Annotated in this window: 22 protein-coding genes and 1 other annotated feature; of the genes, 15 read left to right on the top strand and 7 right to left on the bottom strand. The window is 38.1% G+C overall.

Annotated features, from left to right (window positions below; all coding sequences use genetic code 11):
• Positions 1-27 precede the first annotated feature (27 nt).
• Positions 28-330 carry a YppG family protein gene (locus tag AWM68_RS20580; protein ID WP_066246003.1) on the bottom strand — a complete coding sequence of 101 codons (303 nt, stop codon included), beginning with the start codon at positions 328-330 and terminating at the stop codon, positions 28-30.
• Between the two features lie 232 nt (positions 331-562).
• Between AWM68_RS20580 and AWM68_RS20575 the strand changes: the two genes are divergently transcribed.
• The 3 genes from AWM68_RS20575 to AWM68_RS20565 all read left to right on the top strand — a co-directional run bounded on the left by AWM68_RS20575 (position 563) and on the right by AWM68_RS20565 (position 3,662).
• Positions 563-1,495 carry a beta-ketoacyl-ACP synthase III gene (locus AWM68_RS20575; RefSeq protein WP_066246002.1) on the top strand — a complete coding sequence of 311 codons (933 nt, stop codon included), beginning with the start codon at positions 563-565 and terminating at the stop codon, positions 1,493-1,495.
• 42 nt (positions 1,496-1,537) lie between these two features.
• A complete protein-coding gene (fabF, locus tag AWM68_RS20570) occupies positions 1,538-2,776 on the top strand; it encodes a beta-ketoacyl-ACP synthase II (RefSeq protein ID WP_066246001.1) in 1,239 nt (412 codons plus the stop codon).
• Positions 2,777-2,915: 139 nt separating this feature from the next.
• Positions 2,916-3,662, top strand: a complete 747-nt coding sequence (locus AWM68_RS20565) for a YjbA family protein (RefSeq protein WP_066246000.1) — start codon at positions 2,916-2,918, stop codon at positions 3,660-3,662.
• 363 nt (positions 3,663-4,025) lie between these two features.
• On the opposite strand, the gene trpS is transcribed toward AWM68_RS20565, so the two are convergent.
• Together trpS and AWM68_RS20555 are read right to left on the bottom strand one after the other, a co-directional pair.
• Positions 4,026-5,015, bottom strand: coding sequence for a tryptophan--tRNA ligase (trpS, locus tag AWM68_RS20560; protein WP_066245999.1), 990 nt, complete (start codon positions 5,013-5,015; stop codon positions 4,026-4,028).
• 59 nt (positions 5,016-5,074) lie between these two features.
• Positions 5,075-5,323 (bottom strand) — a binding site (T-box leader).
• 27 nt (positions 5,324-5,350) lie between these two features.
• Positions 5,351-5,722 carry a DUF3899 domain-containing protein gene (locus AWM68_RS20555; protein ID WP_066245998.1) on the bottom strand — a complete coding sequence of 124 codons (372 nt, stop codon included), beginning with the start codon at positions 5,720-5,722 and terminating at the stop codon, positions 5,351-5,353.
• Between the two features lie 430 nt (positions 5,723-6,152).
• Between AWM68_RS20555 and AWM68_RS20550 the strand changes: the two genes are divergently transcribed.
• The 6 genes from AWM68_RS20550 to AWM68_RS20525 all read left to right on the top strand — a co-directional run bounded on the left by AWM68_RS20550 (position 6,153) and on the right by AWM68_RS20525 (position 13,051).
• On the top strand, positions 6,153-7,832 hold the full coding sequence (locus tag AWM68_RS20550) for a peptide ABC transporter substrate-binding protein (protein WP_066245997.1): 1,680 nt from the start codon (positions 6,153-6,155) through the stop codon (positions 7,830-7,832).
• Positions 7,833-8,070: 238 nt separating this feature from the next.
• A complete protein-coding gene (opp3b, locus tag AWM68_RS20545; RefSeq protein WP_066245996.1) occupies positions 8,071-9,000 on the top strand; it encodes an oligopeptide ABC transporter permease in 930 nt (309 codons plus the stop codon).
• On the top strand, positions 9,000-10,022 hold the full coding sequence (opp3C, locus tag AWM68_RS20540; RefSeq protein ID WP_082820833.1) for an oligopeptide ABC transporter permease: 1,023 nt from the start codon (positions 9,000-9,002) through the stop codon (positions 10,020-10,022). Before opp3b ends, opp3C begins: the two co-directional genes overlap by 1 nt.
• 15 nt (positions 10,023-10,037) lie before the next feature.
• Entirely contained in the window at positions 10,038-11,057 is a 1,020-nt protein-coding gene (locus tag AWM68_RS20535) for an ABC transporter ATP-binding protein (RefSeq protein ID WP_066245994.1), read from the top strand.
• Positions 11,057-12,055 (top strand): ABC transporter ATP-binding protein, encoded by a 999-nt coding sequence (locus AWM68_RS20530; protein WP_066245993.1) that lies wholly within the window; start codon positions 11,057-11,059, stop codon positions 12,053-12,055. Before AWM68_RS20535 ends, AWM68_RS20530 begins: the two co-directional genes overlap by 1 nt.
• Before the next feature lie 144 nt (positions 12,056-12,199).
• On the top strand, positions 12,200-13,051 hold the full coding sequence (locus tag AWM68_RS20525) for a DegV family protein (RefSeq protein ID WP_066245992.1): 852 nt from the start codon (positions 12,200-12,202) through the stop codon (positions 13,049-13,051).
• Between the two features lie 29 nt (positions 13,052-13,080).
• Here the strand turns inward: AWM68_RS20525 and AWM68_RS20520 are convergent, their stop codons facing one another.
• From AWM68_RS20520 to AWM68_RS20510, 3 genes are all read right to left on the bottom strand, one after another.
• Positions 13,081-13,620, bottom strand: a complete 540-nt coding sequence (locus tag AWM68_RS20520) for an HD domain-containing protein (RefSeq protein WP_066245991.1) — start codon at positions 13,618-13,620, stop codon at positions 13,081-13,083.
• 120 nt (positions 13,621-13,740) lie between these two features.
• On the bottom strand, positions 13,741-15,501 hold the full coding sequence (locus tag AWM68_RS20515) for a UbiD family decarboxylase (protein WP_066245990.1): 1,761 nt from the start codon (positions 15,499-15,501) through the stop codon (positions 13,741-13,743).
• A 96-nt stretch (positions 15,502-15,597) separates the two neighbouring features.
• Entirely contained in the window at positions 15,598-15,777 is a 180-nt protein-coding gene (locus AWM68_RS20510; RefSeq protein WP_066245989.1) for a hypothetical protein, read from the bottom strand.
• 129 nt (positions 15,778-15,906) lie between these two features.
• Here AWM68_RS20510 and AWM68_RS20505 point away from each other — a divergent pair, with 129 nt between their 5' ends.
• The 3 genes from AWM68_RS20505 to spxA all read left to right on the top strand — a co-directional run bounded on the left by AWM68_RS20505 (position 15,907) and on the right by spxA (position 17,363).
• Positions 15,907-16,521 carry a GNAT family N-acetyltransferase gene (locus tag AWM68_RS20505; protein WP_066245988.1) on the top strand — a complete coding sequence of 205 codons (615 nt, stop codon included), beginning with the start codon at positions 15,907-15,909 and terminating at the stop codon, positions 16,519-16,521.
• Between the two features lie 36 nt (positions 16,522-16,557).
• Positions 16,558-16,692 carry a hypothetical protein gene (locus AWM68_RS22060; RefSeq protein WP_269446803.1) on the top strand — a complete coding sequence of 45 codons (135 nt, stop codon included), beginning with the start codon at positions 16,558-16,560 and terminating at the stop codon, positions 16,690-16,692.
• A 272-nt stretch (positions 16,693-16,964) separates the two neighbouring features.
• Positions 16,965-17,363: a transcriptional regulator SpxA gene (gene spxA, locus AWM68_RS20500; protein WP_066245987.1), complete on the top strand. Its 399-nt coding sequence runs from the start codon at positions 16,965-16,967 to the stop codon at positions 17,361-17,363.
• A gap of 79 nt (positions 17,364-17,442) precedes the next feature.
• Here spxA and AWM68_RS20495 read toward each other — a convergent pair whose 3' ends face one another.
• A complete protein-coding gene (locus AWM68_RS20495) occupies positions 17,443-18,111 on the bottom strand; it encodes a TerC family protein (protein WP_066245986.1) in 669 nt (222 codons plus the stop codon).
• A 319-nt stretch (positions 18,112-18,430) separates the two neighbouring features.
• Between AWM68_RS20495 and mecA the strand changes: the two genes are divergently transcribed.
• The 3 genes from mecA to pepF all read left to right on the top strand — a co-directional run bounded on the left by mecA (position 18,431) and on the right by pepF (position 22,342).
• Positions 18,431-19,099, top strand: a complete 669-nt coding sequence (gene mecA, locus AWM68_RS20490) for an adaptor protein MecA (RefSeq protein ID WP_066245985.1) — start codon at positions 18,431-18,433, stop codon at positions 19,097-19,099.
• A gap of 162 nt (positions 19,100-19,261) precedes the next feature.
• Complete coding sequence (locus AWM68_RS20485) at positions 19,262-20,428, top strand: competence protein CoiA (RefSeq protein ID WP_066245984.1); 1,167 nt, start codon at positions 19,262-19,264, stop codon at positions 20,426-20,428.
• Positions 20,429-20,524: 96 nt separating this feature from the next.
• Positions 20,525-22,342: an oligoendopeptidase F gene (pepF, locus tag AWM68_RS20480; RefSeq protein ID WP_066245983.1), complete on the top strand. Its 1,818-nt coding sequence runs from the start codon at positions 20,525-20,527 to the stop codon at positions 22,340-22,342.
• The last annotated feature ends 10 nt before the right edge of the window (positions 22,343-22,352 follow it).

Below are 22,352 nucleotides of genomic sequence, written 5' to 3'. Positions count from 1 at the left end.
AAGCCAGCCCATGTCGGGTTGGCTTTTTTACTTCTTCTTAAACGCAGAGAAGATAGGGGAGATCTGTTGTGCGACTTTAACGGATTGGTCGATTACGGCGAAGATTTTATTATAATCAAGTGAGCCTTCCTGCGTTCTGAAAGAATGTAAAAATGGTCGAGGCATTGGTTGGTGAAAAGGAACAGGCATGCCTCTGAATCCAGGGCCACCAAAGTGTTGTGGAGGTGGGAAACCTTGCTGCATATGCTGCTGCTGATTAGGGCCCATTGGGAAACGTCCAGGAAACTGTGGAGGATACATGGGCTGTTGTCTAGGTTGAGAATGATGCATTTTGAACCACTCCTAATATCAATTTCGCTAAACTTACATTTTTCTTCCATACAGGATATGCCCTAAGCCCTGTATTGGTGAAAGAAAAGAACTTTAACTAGACAAATTATAAGAGATATCATAAAATTAGTACCAGGTCATAATATTTGATTATAAAAGATTTCAAAAGCTCACCTCTATGTGAGTGAAAAGGATTATATTAAAAATAAACTAAAGCCAAAGGGGTAATGTTATGAATGCAGGAATCATAGGGATGGGAAGCTATATCCCTGAAAAAATTCTAGCGAACTCCGACCTGGAAAAAATGGTTGATACAAATGACGAGTGGATTCGGACTCGAACAGGAATCGTAGAACGCAGAATTGCAGAAGAATCGATGACAACGTCTCATATGGCTCGATTTGCAGCTCAGGATGCGTTGAAAGATGCAGGTATTGCTGCGGAAGAGATCGATCTTATCGTAGTGGCTACCGTTACACCAGATAATCCTTTTCCTTCAGTTGCTTGTCAGCTCCAAGATTATTTAGGTGCCAAAAACGCTGTAGCGATGGATGTCAGTGCCGCATGTGCAGGTTTTATCTACGGTTTAGTCGTTGCAAAGCAATTTATTGAAACAGGGACCTACAAAAACGTTCTAGTCGTTGGAGCAGAAAAGCTATCAAAGATTACAGACTGGAAAGATCGCAATACAGCTGTACTTTTTGGAGATGGAGCTGGTGCTGCGGTACTATCTAAGGTAAGTGAAGGAAGAGGTATTCTTTCTTTTGAACTTGGATCTGATGGGACAGGTGCAAAACATCTTTATCAAAATGAATTTATCCATATGAACGGACGCGAAGTATTTAAATTTGCAGTGCGGCAAATGGGTGAGTCATCTCTAAATGTCGTTCATAAAGCTGGACTTTCTAAAGAAGATGTTGATTTTTTAATACCTCATCAAGCGAATATCAGAATTATGGAAGCATCAAGAGAAAGATTAGAACTTCCGAAAGAAAAAATGGTCATGACGATTGATCGCTTCGGCAACACATCGTCAGCATCTATTCCGATGGCATTAAAAGAAGCACTAAAAGATGGTAGAATAAAAGAAGATCATACAATCGTACTTGTTGGATTCGGTGGCGGACTTACTTGGGGAGCAGTTGCGCTTCGCTGGGGAAGATAAGCTTCATCCAACAATGATGTACAAAGGAGAGTTGGTTTTACAATGAAAAAAAGAGTAGTCGTAACAGGCATGGGAGCCGTAACACCTCTTGGAAACAGTGTAGAAGAAACATGGAAAAAGATTGTTGAAGGTCAAAGCGGTGTAGGTCCGCTAACAAGAAGAGACGCAGAAAAGTTTCCTGTAAAAGTTGCCGCAGAAGCAACAGAATTTAAACCAGAAGATTTTATGGATAAAAGAGATGCACGCAGAATGGATCGCTTCACACAATTTGCTGTTGCAGCATCCATCATGGCTGTTAAAGATGCTAATTTAGATATCACTGAAGAAATCGCACCGCGAGTAGGTGTGTGGATTGGTTCTGGTATCGGTGGAATGGATACGCATGAAGAGCAGTTCCGAATCTTTGAAGCAAAAGGTGTAAGACGTGTAAGTCCATTCTTTGTACCGATGATGATTCCAGACATGGCTTCTGGCCAAGTTTCAATCACAATTGGCGCAAAAGGCATGAACTCATGTACCGTAACAGCTTGTGCATCTGGCGCTAACTCAATTGGTGATGCATTCAAAGTGATTCAGCGCGGTGATGCTGATGTTATGTTGACTGGCGGAACTGAAGCCCCTATTACAGATATGGCTCTTGCTGGCTTCTGCCAAGCTGGTGCATTATCTACTAACCCGGATCCTAATACAGCAAGCCGTCCATTTGATAAAAACAGAAGTGGTTTTATTATTGGAGAAGGTGCTGGTATTCTTGTTCTTGAAGAATATGAATTTGCAAAAAAACGCGGAGCTAAAATTTACGCGGAAATCGTAGGTTATGGAGCAACAGGTGATGCTTATCATATTACACAGCCATCACCTGGTGGAGAAGGCGGTGCTCGTGCGATGAGACAGGCAGTTGAGGACAGCGGTCTGACACCTGAGGACATTTCGTATATTAACGCACACGGAACAAGCACTGATTATAATGATAAATTTGAAACTGCAGCAATTAAAGCTGTGTTTAATGAGCATGCTTACAATATACCAGTGAGTTCGACAAAGTCCATGACAGGTCATTTATTAGGTGCTGCCGGCGGAATTGAAGCGATTTTCTCTGTTAAAGCGATACAAGAGAATATTCTGCCTCCAACGATTAACTATGAAACACCTGATGAAGAGTGTGATCTCGACTATGTTCCTAATACTGCTCGATCTGCTGAAGTGAAGGCTGTTCTCAGCAATTCGCTTGGATTTGGCGGGCACAATGCGTCGCTTGTATTTAAGAAAATAGAAGAATAATACGAATAAAAAATCCCGTTTTCTTTTGAAAGCGGGGTTTTTGCATACTTCGAGTAAATTACCTTAATTTAGAATAAAAAAGACAACCTCTGACTATACTGATTTTAAATACAAATCGGTAAAAAAGTGAGGGGTACAGATGTTATACTTACGTGATGTTTGGGTCAACTGGTTTGAAGGAGAAGAGAATGGCTACAACGTTTGTGAGTTTCATGAATGGCGAAAAGACGACTACATTGAGTTGTTGGACCAAGTACCCATTATTAAAATAGAATCCACACTCTTTCACTACATTGAAAATGACTTAAATGACCTTCCTGATGCACTGCTAGAAGAAGTCCATCAAAAAGCTTATGTCAGAAAGAACAACCAGCGCGTACAGCTAGAACACTGCTTTATCATCACGGATGAAAAGAAATCACTCATTGTTGATACAATGGGTTACAGAATCCCAATCCGTAAGAGCAGACTCATTCCAAGACAAGAACAACTCGTCTTTGAAATGGCAGAGCAGACCGAAACTTCTGTATATACGTTTAGCGAAAAGCAGATGAGCAAGGAATATCACATTCTTTCTCCAAACCCTGACAGTATGAGAGGGTTAACCCGTAAAGAAAGACAATTAAAGCAACTTCTTTTTATGACTCTAGATCAATTGCATTCAACAAAAAATGTAGCTGAGATGAGATATTGGTGCACCGAATGGATGCCAGAGCAATACGGAAGAATTCAAAGAATGGATTTTGACGAAGCATGGGACGCCCTGTACTGTGAACTAAAAAGCGGTTGGTCCAAAAAACATATGGATATGTGTGAACGACTAGTAAAAGGACAACCTTACTTTGAAAAGATATGGGAACTTGAAAATGGAACTCAAGTGAATTAAACCACTTAAATAAGCTGGCTCCGCGTGTGCGGATGCCAGCTTTTTTTGGTTTTTGGTGAGTATGAACGCGTTATATGCTCGTTCACGGGGTTTTATGCTCGTTCGCGAAGATTTATGCTCGCTCCCGAGGTTTTATGCTCGTTCACGGTGTTTTATGCTCTCTAAGTGAGCCTTAAGGCTCGCTGAAAGAGCGCCATCCGAGAAATACCAGCGCATCCGAGATAAACAGTTTGTTAAAAAACCAGTGGAGAATCATAATGTTATGCTCCACTGGTTTTTTGATATTTTTATATTTAAGAATTGATTTGCTGCTGTTATCGCTGTTATCAAATTTGAATCTGCTATACAGCTATAAATCAGCTATTAAATTCTTTTACGAGCTAGCCCCATCGCACGCTCCGCTTTATTTAACGTTTTATTTGCTACAAAGTTTGCTTTTTCAGCCCCTTGATCAAGAATATCATCTAGCTCAGAAGAATCAACGTATTCTTTATAACGATCTTGAATGGGTTTTAACGTATTAATAACAGCTTCTGCAACACCTTGTTTAAAGTCTCCGTAACCTTTTCCTTCGTATTTCTCAACTAGAGAAGATATACTTTCTCCAGTCAGTTGAGAATAGATCGTAAGCAAGTTAGAGATTCCTGGTTTATTCTCTTTATCATAAGCTACTACACCATCGGAATCGGTTGTAGCACGCTTGATTTTCTTTAAAATGACAGACTCATCATCGAGCATGGAGATGAATGCATTTTGGTTTGGATCAGATTTACTCATCTTTTTCTCAGGATCAACAAGTGACATGATTCTAGCTCCTTCAGAAGCGATCCTTGGCTCTGGAATTACAAAAATATCGCGATACTTCTTATTAAAGCGCTCTGCAATATCCCTCGTAAGTTCAAGATGTTGCTTCTGATCATCACCTACAGGCACAATTCCAGTGTTATAAAGAAGAATATCTGCTGCCATCAATGGGGGATATGTTAACAATCCTGCTGAAACAGCTTCTTTCCCTGTTGATTTGTCCTTAAACTGTGTCATGCGCTCTAATTCTCCGATGTATGTTACACACTGAAGCATCCATCCCATTTTGGTGTGCGCGGGAACATCAGATTGAATGAAAATAGTAGACTTAACAGGATCAATACCTGCAGCTAAGTATAGTGCTGCTAAGTTCCTGCTATTCTTTTTAAGTTCAACTGGATCTTGTGCTACTGTAATTGCGTGCTGATTTACAACGCAGAAGTAGCATTCATGTTCATGTTGAAGCTCGACAAAATGTCTCATTGCTCCAATATAGTTGCCGATCGTTAAATTTCCGCTCGGCTGTATGCCTGAGAAGATTACAGACATGATTCATCTCTCCTTTATTCTTTAAAATAAATATAAAAAGGCCCACTCGTCGCCTTATAGCAAGGGACGAATGGACCGCGGTGCCACCCTTATAATTCTCAAACAAAAGAAAATCACTCAAAACGTACAGGATGAACCGATACGCTGTCCATTTATATCGTGCGGACATCTACACGTCTGAGCCTACTTCTAAAGGTTCGGTCAGAATGCTCAAAAGCCCATTCCATCATGATCCACTGTCTGTTTGCACCAGCCACAGACTCTCTGAAAGTTTCACACCATGTACTCTTCTTTATCATCGCATGTGTCATTTATTTTTTAGTAGTATACACAAATTACAAAAGATATGCAACGGCAATTGAAATAAAAGTTAAAAGTAGACCGCTGTACAGAAACGACTTCATATAAGAATCATTTACACGCTCCGACAGGTGAAAGTTCGTTTTAAAGGCAATCTGATCATCAATTTCTGGAGCTTTAGAAAGAGCTTTAGTTACTCTTTTAAAGCTATACGTAAAGAAATCAAAAAAACCACCTTTCACTACATATAATGCTATCCCTATAAGTGCGATCGATATTGAAAAATAAAAAAGCGTATTAATGTATTTTTCAAGAGTAATTGGTCCGGTAGTAATTAAAGTAGCTCCAAATGCTATTAAGACAGGGAATGCTGATATCATCAGAATCCTCTTTACAAGTAAGTTCATCAATTATGCCTCCAAGTAGTAAGAAATACACCATAAACATTTAAAAATGTACCACAAAATTTGGATTATACCGTCAGACTATACTCCCATTGTAACAAATGAAATATAAAATTGACGAATTATCTTCATGTCCTAGGCACGTCCTCACATCACAAAAAATCGAGAATGTAATATCCATGCTAGTTTACACATAATTTTGGTAAAATTTGTAGAATTATCAGAAAATAAACCCTCACACGATATAGGTATTTATACCTATTTTTTGTTAAGGAAAAGTAAATATAATGGGCTTTTTGTAAAACTCTTAAAAAAAATAAATGCACAATTGTTTGAAAACTTGTATAATCGAACTTGTAGATGAAAATATCTGATAATTCTTGATGCTTTTATCTGCTAACAAATTAACAGGATAAAAAGGGGAGGTCAACACATGAAGAAGTCAAAATGGTCATTGCTTCTTACACTAGTACTTGTTCTAAGCATGTTCTTAGCAGCTTGTAGTGGTGGAAGCAAAGATGGCGACGAGAAAGCTAAAGGCGGCGACGAAGGAACAAAATCGGATAAGCCAGCTGAGCCGCAAGTACTTAACATCCTTGATGGGGAAGAAATCCCTTCAATGGACTCTTCACAAGCAACAGACTCTGTATCATTCGAAGTAATGAACAACGTTATGGAAGGTTTGTACCGTCTTGATAAAGACAACAAGCCAACTGAAGGTGTTGCTGAAAGCCACGAAGTAAGTGAAGATGGAACAGTTTACACGTTCAAATTAAATCCAAACGCTAAATGGAGCGATGGATCTCAAGTAGTAGCGAAAGATTTCGTATACGCTTGGCAAAAAGCATTATCTCCAGATACTCTTTCTGAGTATGCTTACATCATGGGACCTGTAAAGAACGCTAACGCGATCCAAACTGATGGTGACCCATTATACGGTAAAGTAGATCAATTAGGTGTTAAAGCAGTTGACGACACTACTCTTGAAGTAACTCTTGAAGCTCCAGCTCCTTATTTCTTAGGATTAACTGGATTCGCAACATTCTACCCGCAAAAAGAAGAGTTTGTTAAGTCTCAAGGCGACAAGTACGCTTTAGAAGCTAACACTCTATTATACAACGGTCCTTTCGTACTTAACGAGTGGAAACACAACGAAGGATGGCAGTACAAGAAAAACGATAACTACTGGGATAAAGACAACGTAAAATTAGACGAAATTAACGTTAAAATCGTTAAAGACGTTGCTACAAGCGTTAACCTTTATGAAACTGGTCAAACAGATATCACTGGTCTAAGCATGGAATATGTTGATCAGTACAAAGATCACGAAGATCTTTACACTCGTGGAGAAGCTACAGTATTCTTCCTACGTTTAAACCAAAAATCAGAAGCTCTTAAGAACGCTAACATCCGTAAAGCGATCGACATGGCTTATGACAAGCAATCAATGGTAGACGTTCTTCTTAACAACGGTTCTACACCTGCTTACTACCTAGTACCTGGTGAATTTACTCCTGGTCCAGACGGCGAAGACTACCGTAAAACGAACGGCAACTTCGGTGGATATGATTTAGAAAAAGCTAAAGAACTTTGGGCTGCTGGTCTAAAAGAACTTGGTAAAGATTCAGTTGAACTTGAGCTATTGAACTACGATTCTGATGGCGCTAAGAAAATGGGTGAGTTCTTCAAGAACCAACTTGAAAAGAACCTTCCTGGAATCAAAGTTAGCATTAAAGCACAACCATTTAAGCAAAAGCTTGAGTTAGAGTCTAAAGGGGAGTATGACTTCTCTTACGCTGGTTGGGGACCTGACTATCAAGATCCTATGACTTTCCTTGACATGTTTATTACAGATGGACCGCACAACCAAATGGCTTACTCTAACCCTGAGTATGACAAGTTAATCGAAAGTGCTAAGAAAGAAACTGATGAGAAGAAGCGTTGGGAAACTATGCTTGAAGCTGAGAAAGTATTATTCGAAGATCAAGCGATCTCTCCACTATACCAACGTGGTGTAACTGGCCTTCAAAAGCCTTATGTTAAAGGTTTAGCTCATCACTTATTCGGAGCTGATGTTTCTTACAAGTGGGCTTACATTGAAGGAAAACAATAATATTCTATTGAAAAATAGTATATAGTTTTTCTCAGGAGAGTACATGTGTTCCTGACATGTACTCTCTTTTTTGCCTGTAAATAAGAAAAGTACAATTTTTTATAAAATATAAAAAGATATCAGAAAATGTCGAAAAAAGAATATTTTCTATTGATATAAAATATTTTGTCCCTTAAGATAGATATTACAGAAAGATTTCAAAACATTAAGTTTGAGACATTTGGGGGAGGTGTGTGTAATGTTGCGTTATATAACGAAGCGTGTTTTTGCAATGTTGTTAACACTGCTGATCATAGCAACACTTACATTCTTTTTAATGAAGTTATTACCGGGTTCTCCTTTTAACAATCAAGATAAGTTAACTGAGACTCAGCGTTATGCTCTAAACGAAAAATACGGGTTAAATGACCCGGTGCCTGTTCAATATATAAATTATCTAGGGAAATTGGCACAGGGTGATTTAGGATATACGTTTCAGTTTGACGGACGTACCGTTACATCAATGATTGCAAATGGTATGGGGCCATCAGCTACTGTCGGTTTTGAGGCATTGGTATTTGGAACGTTAGTCGGCTTAGTTCTTGGTATAGCTGCAGCACTTAAACATAATACGTTTATAGACTATGGAGCTATGATCGTTGCAGTATTCGGAATTGCCATTCCATCCTTTGTATTTGCAGGACTTGTGCAATACTACTTTGGTGTTAAATTGCAGTGGCTTCCAGTTGCTTTTTGGAATGGACCGGAGTACCATATCTTGCCGGCATTCTCTCTATCCGTAGGAGTAATCGCTACCGTGGCACGATTTATGCGTACTGAAATGCTTGAGATTTTAGGTACTGACTATATATTAATGGCTCGTTCAAAAGGAATCAGCAAGAACGCAGTAATTTTAAAACACTGTGTACGTAACAGTATGATCCCGATTATCACAATTCTAGGACCTTTGTCTATCGGACTTATTACGGGGTCTTTAGTAATAGAAAATATTTTTGCAATACCTGGTATTGGTGAACAGTTCGTAAAGAGTATTAATCTAAATGATTACCCAGTAATTATGGGAACTACTTTATTCTATAGTTTTCTTATTATTGCTATCATTTTAGTCGTTGATATTCTTTATGGAATCATTGACCCTCGTATTCGTGTAGCAGGAGGTAAATCATAATGAGTATGTCAGAAAGAAAACTAACACCAGATTTATTTCGTCCTGCTCAATTAGTAACAGGAAAAAGTGAAGAGATTTCAAAGCCAAGTTTGAGCTTTTGGCAGGATGCCTTTAGACGTTTAAAAATGAATAAAGCAGCAATGGCTGGACTATTTGCGATTGTTTTTATCATAGTCTTCTCATTGATTGCCCCGTCTTTTAGCAAGTATGGAGTGGATGATCAAGAGTTAATGAGAGCTAACTTACCTCCTAAAATTCCGGGATTAGAAAAAGTAGAATTTTTAGGTGTTAATGGTGTAGACATTCGTGGTGTAAATCAATATGAGATGAAAAACATTCCTGCAGACCAAAAATTTTGGTTTGGAACAGATGTACTAGGTCGTGACCAATGGGTCCGTGTTTGGAAAGGTACACAAATCTCCTTGTATATTGCATTCCTTGCAGCAACGATTGATTTAATCGTTGGTGTAGCTTATGGAGGAATCTCTGCTTTTTATGGCGGACGAGTTGATGATACAATGCAAAGATTTGTTGAAATCTTGTATGGTATTCCAAACCTAGTAGTAATCATTTTGTTTATCATTATACTTGATCCAGGGATCCTCTCTATTACACTAGCCCTTGTTATTACAGGGTGGATTGGGATGTCTCGTATCGTTCGTGCACAAATTCTTTCATTAAAGAATCGTGAGTTTGTTTTAGCATCGAAAACACTTGGGTCGACAAATGGAAGATTAATTACAAAGCATTTGCTTCCTAATACGTTAGGGGCAATTATAATTACAAGTACGTTCACAATCCCAGGAGCTATCTTCTTTGAAGCATTCCTAAGCTTTATCGGACTAGGTATTCAACCACCGACTGCTTCTCTTGGAGCCCTGATCTCTGATGGTTTTAGATCATTGAGGATTTATCCACATTTAGCCATATATCCGGCTGCGATTCTATGTGTCCTGATGATCAGCTTTAACTTATTAGGGGATGGATTACGTGATGCACTTGATCCGAAAATGAGAAGATAGGAAGGAGATTTATAAATGGAAAAACTATTAGAATTAGAAAACCTACATGTCTCCTTCCAGACATATGGGGGAGAAGTTAAGGCCGTTCGTGGTGTTAGCTTTAAACTAGACAAAGGTGAATCACTTGCAATCGTAGGAGAGTCCGGTTCAGGTAAATCGGTTACTTCAAAAGCGATCATGAGATTGCTTCCTAATAAAATTGGTTCTATTAAAGAAGGCCAAATTCGTTTTCAAGGTAAAGACCTTGCAAAAGCAACTGAACGAGAAATGGAAAAGATTCGTGGTGCTGAGATCTCAATGATCTTCCAAGACCCTATGACTTCACTTAATCCGACAATGACAATCGGTAAGCAGATCATGGAAGGTCTTCGCAAACACCAAAACATGAGTAAAAGTGAAGCGAAAGAGCGTTCAATAAACCTATTGAAACTAGTAGGTATCCCAAATCCTGAACTGCGTGTTGAAGAATATCCTCACCAATTTTCAGGCGGAATGCGTCAGCGTGTTGTAATTGCGATCGCACTTGCTTGTAATCCTAAAGTACTAATTGCGGACGAACCGACAACTGCGCTTGATGTTACTATTCAAGCCCAGATTCTGGACTTGATGAGAGATCTTCAGGACAAAACAGGAACAGCTATTGTTTTAATCACACATGACCTTGGTGTAGTAGCAAACCTGGCTCAACGTGTAGCGGTTATGTATGGTGGAGTCATTGTTGAAACAGGTACAGTAGATGAGATTTTCTATAAGCCTAAACATCCATATACTTGGGGACTATTGGCTTCTATGCCGAAACTTAACGCAGAATCAAAAGAGTTATTGGCGATTCCTGGTACACCGCCAGATTTGATGAACCCGCCAAAAGGATGTCCTTTTGCTGCTCGTTGTCCATATGCAATGGAAGTTTGTATGGATCATATGCCAGATGTAACTGACGTTTCTTCTTCTCACAAAGCTGCTTGCTGGTTATTAGATGAGCGAGCGCCGAAAGTTGAACCGCCAGAAGCGGCAGTAGTTGGGGGTGCTCGATAATGTCAGTAGTAGAAAGAGAAAAGTTACTAGAAGTAAAAAACTTAAAAAAATATTTCCCAGCTGGAAAAAAGGGTGTACTAAAAGCAGTAGATGATGTTTCCTTCGATATTTATAAAGGTGAAACACTTGGACTTGTAGGAGAGTCAGGGTGTGGTAAATCTACGACTGGACGTACGATTATTCGTTTGTATGATGCAACAGATGGTGAAGTCTCTTATGAAGGTGTAGACGTTCACGATAAGAAATCTCGTTCAGAGCTAAAGAAATTCAACCGTAAGATGCAGATGATATTCCAAGATCCATACGCATCACTAAACCCGCGTATGACTGTTAAAGATATCATTGCAGAAGGTATTGATATTCACGGACTAGCTAAAACAAAGAAAGATCGTGACAACCGTGTATACGAGCTTCTTGAAACAGTTGGTTTGAATAAAGAACACGCAAATCGCTATCCGCATGAATTCTCAGGTGGTCAGCGCCAGCGTATCGGGATCGCACGTGCTCTAGCTGTGGATCCAGACTTTATCATTGCTGATGAGCCTATTTCAGCACTTGATGTATCCATCCAAGCCCAAGTGGTAAACTTGATGATGGAACTTCAAAAAGAGCGCGGACTTACTTACCTATTTATTGCCCATGATCTATCAATGGTTAAACACATTTCTGATCGTGTTGGTGTAATGTACCTAGGTAATATCGTAGAACTTACTTCGAGTGATGAGCTTTACGAAGAGCCGTTGCACCCTTATACACAAGCTCTTTTATCAGCGATTCCAGTTCCGGATCCTGAATTAGAAAGAAGCCGTGAGCGTATCATCTTAGAAGGTGATGTTCCGAGTCCGATCAATCCTCCAAGCGGCTGCAGATTCCGTACACGCTGCCCGCATGCAATGGATGTGTGTGCTGCTGTTAAGCCAAAATGGCAAGAAGCACGAGAAGGACATTGGGTAGCTTGTCATCTATACGATGAAGAAGCTGTTAAACAAAATAATTAACACATTTTAAACAGTCTCCTTCCTTACAGGAGGCTGTTTTTTATGTTAAACTAAAATCAGTGTGTAAAGCGTATACAAAAGTCCTATGAAATTCTTTGCACATCCCTACTATTAGAACGAGAAGCAGAAATGGGGTAGAACAATATGAACCTTAGTTTTATAATTGACAGTGCAACTGACCTTAAAATAAATCAAGAAAATCTGGAATATTCTTTAACGGTAGTTCCGTTAAATGTACAATTTGGTGAAGACCACTATTTAGATGGAGTTACTATTACTGAAGATGAATTTTATGGACGCATGTCTACTGAACCTGAATTACCAAAGACAAGCCAGCCATCCCCTCAATCTTTTTATGAAACATTCCAAAAAGAAGTTGATAAGGGGAATGATGTACTTTATATTGGTATTTCATCTAATTTAAGCGGCACCGTCCAAAGTGCTACTATCGCAAAAAACATGCTGAAGGAAGATGAACAAGAAAAAGTAACGATCATTGATTCGGGAATTGCTTCTGGAGGCGTACAGATTTTATTGAATGAAGCGATTCAAATGCATCAAGAAGGGAAATCATTAAGTGAGATTGTGAATCAGCTTAATAAAACGAAAACAGGCATAAAAGCTTACGTTCTTCTTGAAACATTAGAAAACCTTAAAAAAGGTGGAAGAATTTCTACCGTTCAAGGTGCAATTGCTGGGATGCTGAATATTAAACCAATGATTTCTATCGTTGATGGAGTTGTTGAGACAATCGGTAAGTTTAGAGGAAGTAAAAAAGGACTATCTAAAATGAAAGAAATTATCTCAGAATGGAAAGCTGAAAATCCAGAAAAGCCTCTTTATTTAATTCATAGTTTTTCTTCCACAGACGAGGTGAAAAAGGAATTTGATGAACTGTTTTCTTTATCAAGTTTCCCAAAAGTAATCTATACTCGATTCGGAAGCACGATTGGGACATATTCAGGGGAAAAAGCGATCGGCTTTGTCGCTTACTAATAAGTATGTTAAAAACACTCTTTTCCTTCCTAGGAAACAGAGTGTTTTACTTTTTCTTCTTCATGATATTCATCTACCATTTCATCTAATTTTTTAAGCATGGTTATCGCTTTTCTATCACTAATTGTACGGTAGTGGTGGCTTCCGCCTGGTTCTTCGTCCGCTTCATCTGCAAAAGCAACAACCTGTTGCAAGGGGTTTAAGTTTAATGAGCCAGCAGGTAAATAAGAATCGGTATGCAGTAAAATAGCAAGGGCAATTTCTTTTGCATTTTTCCGATCTTCACCTAAGGAAACTAACACTCGATGTGCACGTTCTGCTCCTTTAATGGCATGAATGTCATTTTCTTTATACATGTCATAATCCCAGTGTCCATTTCTATACCAAGTGTAATGACCAATATCATGAAGGAAAGCTGCTTTTGTTGCCAAATCAGGATCAACACCATTTTTAACAGCTAACCGATAGGCATGGTAAGCAGTCGAAATCGCATGAACCATTCCAGAACGCTTTACATATTTCTGAACATGAGGGTGTTTGTATAAATCAAGTAAAGTAATATTTCGCATAAGATTTCTCCTTTCTATAAAAATGTATATTGTTATATACAATAACACCGTTTGGACAATATATCAACAAAATAAATTAAAAAAAGAAGCGAATATTCGCTTCTTTTTTTGCCGTGAAAATTACTTTTTAAAGTACTCATCCCAACGATTAGTAACCAGTTTATCGATATCCTCACGAGTTTCCACCACATCCGGATAGAAAGGTTTCATCCTTGCATCAATAATAATGGTGCCTTCATACTTAATTCGATTACGATCGATCGTACTTTTTGCATATACATCATATGCTGGGTCGAATCGGGTAAAGGTTGTCCATAAAAATTCAGCTTGTGTTGCAGCAATAGAAGCATCATCAACAAGAAATACTAATGGCCAGTCCTTGAAGGAGTCATGACTGTTTTTGAGTAAATGTTCTGCAAAATCAGGAGCTTCGTTGAAGGATGGACCGCTAACCGTTAAACAGCCTCCACAAAATACACCTACATTATCAATGCCGGAAATGGTTCCACCTTCATACGAACGTTTTAATTCACGAACGGGTTCACCAAGTCCTGTCATGATTGCTTTGGATCCGGTATTGAATTTTCGACCCGTATAATCAAGGGTATCCATAGAAGTATCATGAATGATCAATAAATCACGTTCAGGCAGGAATCTTTCCAATACACCTTCAGCTAGTTCTGCAAAGTTTTGAAGGTTTACAGGCTTATTCGTTACCATTAAAAACTTCGTTAACGTAAGCTGACCTTCACCCATAATACGGAAAGCATGTGCCAAGCCTTCTTTATAATACGATTCACGTACTACAGCACCTGCAAGTGCGTGGAATCCGGTTTCTGCATAGGTCCATAGATCACGCACACCATTCATGACAACTGGGAACAACGGGCTCATTAACCGCTGCAAATATTCCCCGATAAAATAATCTTCTTGTTTCGGTTTTCCTACGACCGTAGCAGGATAGATCGCGTCTTTTCGTTTCCACATCTTATCAACGTTAAACACAGGGAAATCATGTGCCCATGAGTAATACCCATAGTGATCACCAAAAGGTCCTTCAGGTTCTCTCACATGTGGTGGAACAACACCGCCAAACGCAAATTCAGCTTCCGCAATCAATGGATGCGGATGCCCATCAACATGTGCAAGACTTAGCTTTTCACCCATTAACATCGATGAAAACATAAGTTCAGGAACAGCCTCTGGCAGTGGGGCAATCGCAGAAATCATTAAGGATGGAGGGCCCCCTAAGAACAATGTTACAGGAAGTGCTTCGTTTTTCTGTTCGGCTGCATAGTGGTGGAAACCGCCACCTTTATGAATTTGCCAGTGAATCCCTGTTTTGTTTTCTTCCTTAATCTCTATTCTGTACATGCCCAGATTGTGCTCATGCTTATCAGGATGTTCTGTATACACAAGTGGAAGAGTAACAAATGGATTGCTATCTAGATGCCAGCCTGTTAATGCAGGCAGGTCTTTCATGTTGACGTTAGTAGTAAACGTTTCTAACAATGGAGCTTTACTTTTGCTAACTTTCTTTGTACCAAGAGATAACACATCTTTGATCATCCCTTTTTTCTTCCATAATACTGAAGGGGAAGGTGGCATTAACTCATCAATAGACCCAACAAGTTCTTTGACCAGTTGTTCTGGTTTAGGTCCGAAAGCCATGTCTACCCGTTTAATAGTGCCAAACAGATTTGTTACTACCGGTATGTCTTTCCCTTTAACATTTGTAAATAGAAGGGCTGGGCCCTCTTCATCAATAACGCGTCTATGGATCTCAGGAATTTCTAAATATGGATCAACTTCAGCATGAATTTCAACGATCTCTTTTTCTGATCTTAATTGATTAATAAACGTTCTAAGGTTTCTATGCATTTGTACACCTCTATTATGTATGCTACCCTTGTATTATAAAGCAGTTCGAACTTGAAATGTAAAAAACAACCCAAAATTCACGGGTTGTTCGATTTTTTATCTTCTTTTTACAGGACTCCAGTTCTCTTGAAAGGACTTCGATTTATCCACAAAATGAGAAACTTTTTTACCGCCGAACAATTTTACCGCGATGACTTGGGAAATGGTTCCCATCAGTGCTGTAATACCAACCACACATAGAGCTACTAACACTAAATCGGTAAAGAATGAAATCAAATGAGGACTCCTCCTTATAACAACGAGTTCACCACGTACTTCTTTCTTTATTGTATCTCATGATAACAAAGGAAGAAAGAGGGAAAACTATAATAAATCACCATAATTAAAGGAGCTGATGAGGAAACAATGAATTGGTATGAGAAGTTAAATCAATATTTTCCGATTGAAGAGATGAAATCAAAAGAACATATGGAACTGTTACTGGATGAAAAAAGTGATATTTATCATAAAGATGAAGGAAAACATCACGTTTTAATGTACGTTGAACTTCCAGACTTTGTTTTTATTGATTACTTATTTGTTTCTAAGGATGCTAGGGGACAAGGTCTCGGTCATAAGCTTATTGAGAAATTGAAGGCAAAAAAGAAACCGATATTATTAGAAGTAGAGCCGGTTGACTATGAAGATACAGACACTGAAAAACGACTGCGCTTTTATACACGTGAAGGTTTTGAACATGCATCAAGTATTGCATATAGAAGACGTTCTTTAGCTACAAATGAAATAAATGAAATGGAGATTCTATATTGGTCACCAACAGAAGAATCTGAAGAAACTATTTATGAAAACATGAAAAAGACGTATAATGAAGTACACACGTACAAAGATAATGAATTGTACGGTAAATCTTATCAGCCAGCAAATGAAGTGCTGACACTCGATCAAGGCAGCTTAGTTCCTAAGCCAGAACAGATTGAGGATAAGGCGGTAGATTCACAAGAAAAACTTGTTTCAGAGTAATATTACTATTTTCCTTTTTAAAGGAGGATGATCAGGATGAAACAAAAAGACAAAAAGAAAAAAACAAAGCGTGAGCTATTAAAAGAAATGCTTAAGAAGAATCTTAAACATTTTAAGCCAAACATTGCTAGAAAAGGCCCTGCATCTCAATTGAAAAAAACGATTGCATAAAAAAAGAGTGGTCTTTTGCCACTCTTTTATTTTTTTTATGTTTTATGAAACTTATTCTTGGGTAATACGTCTATATATATGTAGATAAAGTCATGTTATGTAAGACAAGTTGTATAGGTGTTTGACGTATTACATTTGTATGACAAATTCGTAAAAATGTACAAAAGTCTGTATAACCTCTACCGAAAATGTAAAATGTGTAGTATACTATGAATGATTTAATAACTTTTTTAAAGTATCTAAATCAGAGAGAGGGGAAGGAGAGATCCACTATGGTCACACTATTTACTTCGCCGAGCTGTACATCATGCCGGAAAGCAAAAGCATGGTTAAAAGAGAATGACATTCCTTATCAAGAAAGAAATATTTTTTCAGAACCTTTATCAATAGAAGAAGTTAAGCAAATCTTGAGAATGACAGAGGACGGTACAGACGAGATCATCTCTACTCGTTCTAAAACGTTCCAGGAACTAAACATTAATCTTGAATCCATGCCTTTGCAAGACTTATATCAATTGATTGCAGACCATCCAGGCCTATTACGCAGACCAATTATCCTGGATGAAAAACGTTTGCAAGTTGGTTATAACGAAGACGAAATTCGTCGTTTCTTACCAAGACGAGTACGTACGTTTCAGCTTATGGAAGCACAGCGTCTTGTAAATGAATAAAAACGAAACTTCCGCTTTTTGAAGGCGGAAGTTTTGTTGTCAAAAATAAAGAAGTCTCGCATCCCTGCGAGACTTCTTCTTATTTAGCACGTTTTTTCTTAAAAGTATTAGTCAGGATTCCAGCAAGAATGACACCTACAACTAAGAATACGTATAAACCGTATTTTAGCAAATCGTTCCCTTCAAAAACGGAATGAATCATTCGTTCTTCCACGATCATTCCAGCTGAAGTAAATGCCAGGACACCAGCTCCGATATAAATTAAAACAGGAAAACGTTCCATAAAGTGCAATATTATTTTGCTTCCCCATATAATAATGGGTACAGATACTAATAGTCCAATGACAACGAGAACAATATTTCCATGGGCAGCACCTGCCACTGCGAGCACGTTATCAAGTCCCATAGCAATATCAGCAAATACGATAGTTTTTACGGCATCTGATAAGTTTTTACCCGCTTTTACATCAAGTTCTTCATCTTCTTCTAAAATAAGCTTGTAAGCAATGATTAACAGTAAGATTCCTCCAGCAAGATATAAGAAAGGAATATTTAATAAGTAAACAGCTACAATGGTTAGTACTACACGAACCACTATAGCAAGTCCTGTACCTAAGAAGATGGCTTTATTTCTTTGTTTCTCTGGTAAGTTTCTGCTGGCAAGGGCAATGACAATTGCGTTGTCTCCGCCGAGAAGAATATCGATTGCAATGATTTGCAGCAAGGATATCAGAAATTCTGTTTCCAAACGTAAACCCCCCGTATGTAATGAAATTTCAGATGATTTATGGTACAATATGTTAACCTTAAAGACCTTTGAATTATAGTCTAGCTTGGTCATCTGCGTCAAGTTGGGCGCTTTAAATTCATTATCTTCATAGGGTTAAAAAAGGGCAGATTAAACAGGCCTTTTTTATTTCCATATTTTCCGTTTTGTCATAGAATAAGGTACAAGAGGTTTAATTGTGATTGATTTTTTGACGGAGAATAAAAGGAAATAAGATTTGCTTTTTTCTAGGGGTATTTATCCCTTCACGAACAAACCGGAGAGAAGGGAGAGAAGCAGAATGGAAATTGAAAGAGTGAATGAGTTCACTATTAAATTTTTCATTACGTACAGAGATATTGAAGAGCGCGGTTTCGACCGTGAAGAAATATGGTCTGATCGCGAAAGAGGAGAAGAACTCTTTTGGGAAATGATGGACGAAGCACATCAGCAAGAGCAGTTTCCATTAGAAGGTCCTCTGTGGATTCAAGTACAGGCTCTGGATAAAGGTCTTGAAATTATTGTAACTCGTGCTCAAATGTCTAAAGACGGTAAAAAAATTGAGCTGCCAATCGGTGATGATAAATTAGATTTGCCTGTTGATCAAAATATTGAACAACTATTAGATCAGCAATTTCAAGCAGAAGAGGAATTTGATGAATTAGAAGAAACTGAGGAAGATTACCTGTCATTCTTGATTTCGTTTGGAGACTTTGAAGATGTTATCTCATTAAGTCATACCATCGATTCTTCGTCCTTTGAAAACGCTCTGTTTCACTTCCAGGGCAAATATTATTTATATGTAACATTCAATGTAGAAACATCAGATCGAGAACAAGATGATTTATTGGCCCAGCTCTTAGAGTACGGAAATGATTCAGATTTATCCGTTTATCGCGTTCAAGAGTACGGAAAAACAATTGTTTCTGATGGAGCTTTAGAACACATACAAAAACATTTTAAATTATAGGATATAGCCGATTTCAGATTCATTGAAATCGGTTTTTGTTTTTTTACAAAGTGTTCTTCTACAATACTAGCACTTTCTCAACGCATTATTGAGCAAACCGGAATATGACAATTCTATCTGCTTCTTTCATCATTAAAATAAAATGATATTGAGGTGAATGGAGTGCTGGTAGCGCTATATAAGAATCAATTTGTTGATATGGTAGGTGATTCAACAAAAGAGGAATGGGTTGCAAAAAATAAAGAAGGGGGACTCTTATGTCCGGTTTGCCAAAGTAAAGTAATTCCAAAGTGCGGTATGAAAAAGACTTGGCATTTTGCACATCGTTCATATGAGGAATGTGCAGGGTTTCATGAAGCTGAAACGAACTATCATATGCTCGGTAAAAAAGGTCTGTATAAGTGGCTCATAGCATTATCTGAAGAACCGATTGTTGAATTTTATTTACGTGATATTGCCCAGCGCCCTGATTTGTTTCTTTCGAAGCATAACCATGCGATTGAGTTTCAATGTGCGTCGATAAGCCAAGACCAATTAAGAAGCAGGATTCAAGGTTATCAGTCTCTTAACATACAATCAGATTGGATTTTTGGATTGAAGCGGTTAACGCATAAAGGAAACTTTCTACATTTGATTCAAAGTACAGATCTTTCAGCAGCAAAGAAAGACAATGCTGGTAACCTTTTTCTTCATTATTATTGCCCTCTTCAGGATCAGTTTGTACTCCTCAGAAACATTCTTCCTCTTTCGCAAAGGAAATCTGCTGCTATTTCGTACAGGTTTTCCTCAAAGAATTTTAATTATTTTCAAGAGGTATCACAAACCTATAATGAAGAAGAGTTTCTACATTATAAAAACTTATGGCTTAAGCAAAAAACGACATGGAGGATGACTGCATTTAAAAATACTTCTCCCTCTGTTATGTATTTTAAAAAAGTTTTATATTTTAATCACCGCTCCTTAACACTATTTCCCCCGCTTGCAGGAGTGCCTTCTAATGGTTATTATCACTTCGAAACTTCTCCTTATTTGTGGCAGACCTATTTGTTATTTATGATTGAAAAATTGTCTGTTTCACTATTCTCCATTAACTTTATTGAGCAAGAGTTTGAGAGGCTGCTTCAAAAGAGGATCTTACAAGTAAGAGATTTCCCATATATCAATGAATCCTGGAAAAACGCAATGAGAGGTTATCTTCACTTTTTAGAAAGACATAAATTTATTGAACAGGTTACAGATCAAACATGGAAAAAATTACGTGATATTCATTATCCTAAAACAGTTGAAGAGGCATTTAAACTAGACGAAATTTTCAGTGAAAAGTCTTAATTTTTGACTTTGTATAAGCATTTTCTGGTAATATGTAGATATACATAAGGAGAGTGTGAAATCACGTTTCTCTTTAATTTACTTGGAGGTGTATGTATGTCTCAAACAAAAACGAAATCATTGCCTAAACGTAATGAACTTCCTGTAGAAGATACATGGGATTTAGAAGCAATATATGCGTCTAATGACGTATGGGAAAAAGAATTTAATGAAACAAAAGAATTGCTGCCAGAACTTAAAGGTTTCCAAGGAAAGCTTGGAGAGTCAGCTGAAACACTATATTCCTATCTGCAAAAACAAGATGAGGTAACCAAGAAACTTGGCAAGCTCTATACATACGCTCATATGAGATATGATCAGGATACGACAAACTCTCTATACCAAGGGTTGAATGACCGTGCTTCTAACCTTGCTACACAGGTAAGCAGCACCGTATCATTTGCTGTTCCTGAAATCCTTTCATTATCAGAAGAGGCATTGAACCAATTTTTACAAAGTCATGAGCCATTAAAACTATATAAACACGCATTAGATGAAATTAATCGTCAGCGTCCACATGTTCTTTCAAAAGAAGAAGAAGCTCTTCTTGCGGATGTGAGAGAAGTAGCTAATACTTCAAGCAATACATTCGGCATGCTTAATAATGCTGATCTTAAATTCCCTGTAATCAAAGATGAAAATGGGGAAGAAATTGAAGTAACGCACGGCCGTTACATTCGCTTCTTGGAAAGCTCTGACCGCAGAGTAAGAGAAGAGGCATTCAAAGCGGTATATGGGACATATGATTCATACAAAAATACGTTTGCGAGCACGCTTGCCGGAACCGTTAAACGAGACAATTTCTTCGCTAAAACAAGAAAGTTCAGTTCAGCCCGCGAAGCAGCTCTAAACAATAACAATATTCCAGAAGCTGTTTATGATAACTTAGTAAAAACGGTGAATGATAACCTAGATCTATTGCATCGCTATGTGCGACTTCGTAAAAAAGCACTTGGCCTTGACGAGCTTCACATGTACGATCTATACACACCGCTTGTGAAAGACGCAAAGATGGAAGTCAGCTTTAAAGAAGCTCAGCAGCTTGTATTAGACAGCTTAGATCCAATGGGAGAAGAGTATAAAAGAATCGTAAAAGAAGGCTATGAAAAGCGCTGGATCGATGTACATGAGAATGCAGGCAAAAGAAGCGGAGCGTATTCTTCTGGTGCTTATGGGACTATGCCATACATCTTAATGAACTGGCAAGATAACGTAAACAACTTGTTTACATTAACACATGAGATCGGACACTCGGTTCACAGTTACTATACGCGAGAAAGCCAGCCGTATCCATATGCGGATTATTCAATTTTCGTTGCAGAAGTAGCATCAACTTGCAACGAGGCCTTATTGAATCATTACATGCTGGAAAAGACTTCTGACAAAAAAGAAAAATTATACTTATTGAATCATCACTTAGAAGGCTTCAGAGGAACCGTATTCCGTCAGACAATGTTTGCGGAATTCGAACAAGAAATTCATGTTCGTGCAGCTAACGGAGAACCGTTAACTCCTGAACTATTAACGAAAATCTATTATGACCTGAATGTTAAATATTTCGGGGAAGATTTAGTGATTGATAAGGAGATTGGATTAGAATGGGCAAGAATTCCTCATTTCTATTACAATTTCTATGTTTACCAATATGCTACAGGTTTCAGTGCTGCAGCTTCCTTATCTAAACAAATTTTAGAAGAAGGGAAACCTGCTGTGGAGCGTTACCTTGAATTCTTAAAAGCGGGTAGTTCTGATTATCCGATTGAAGTATTGAAAAAGGCAGGGGTAGATATGACAACTCCTGAGCCGATTGAAAATGCGCTTAAAGTATTTGAATCCATTCTTGATGAAATGGAAGAACTGCTTTTTGAAAAATAAACACAAAAAA

Source organism: Fictibacillus phosphorivorans (assembly GCF_001619875.1).
GTDB lineage: Bacteria > Bacillota > Bacilli > Bacillales > Fictibacillaceae > Fictibacillus > Fictibacillus phosphorivorans_B.
This window is presented reverse-complemented; position numbering and strand designations above follow the sequence as displayed.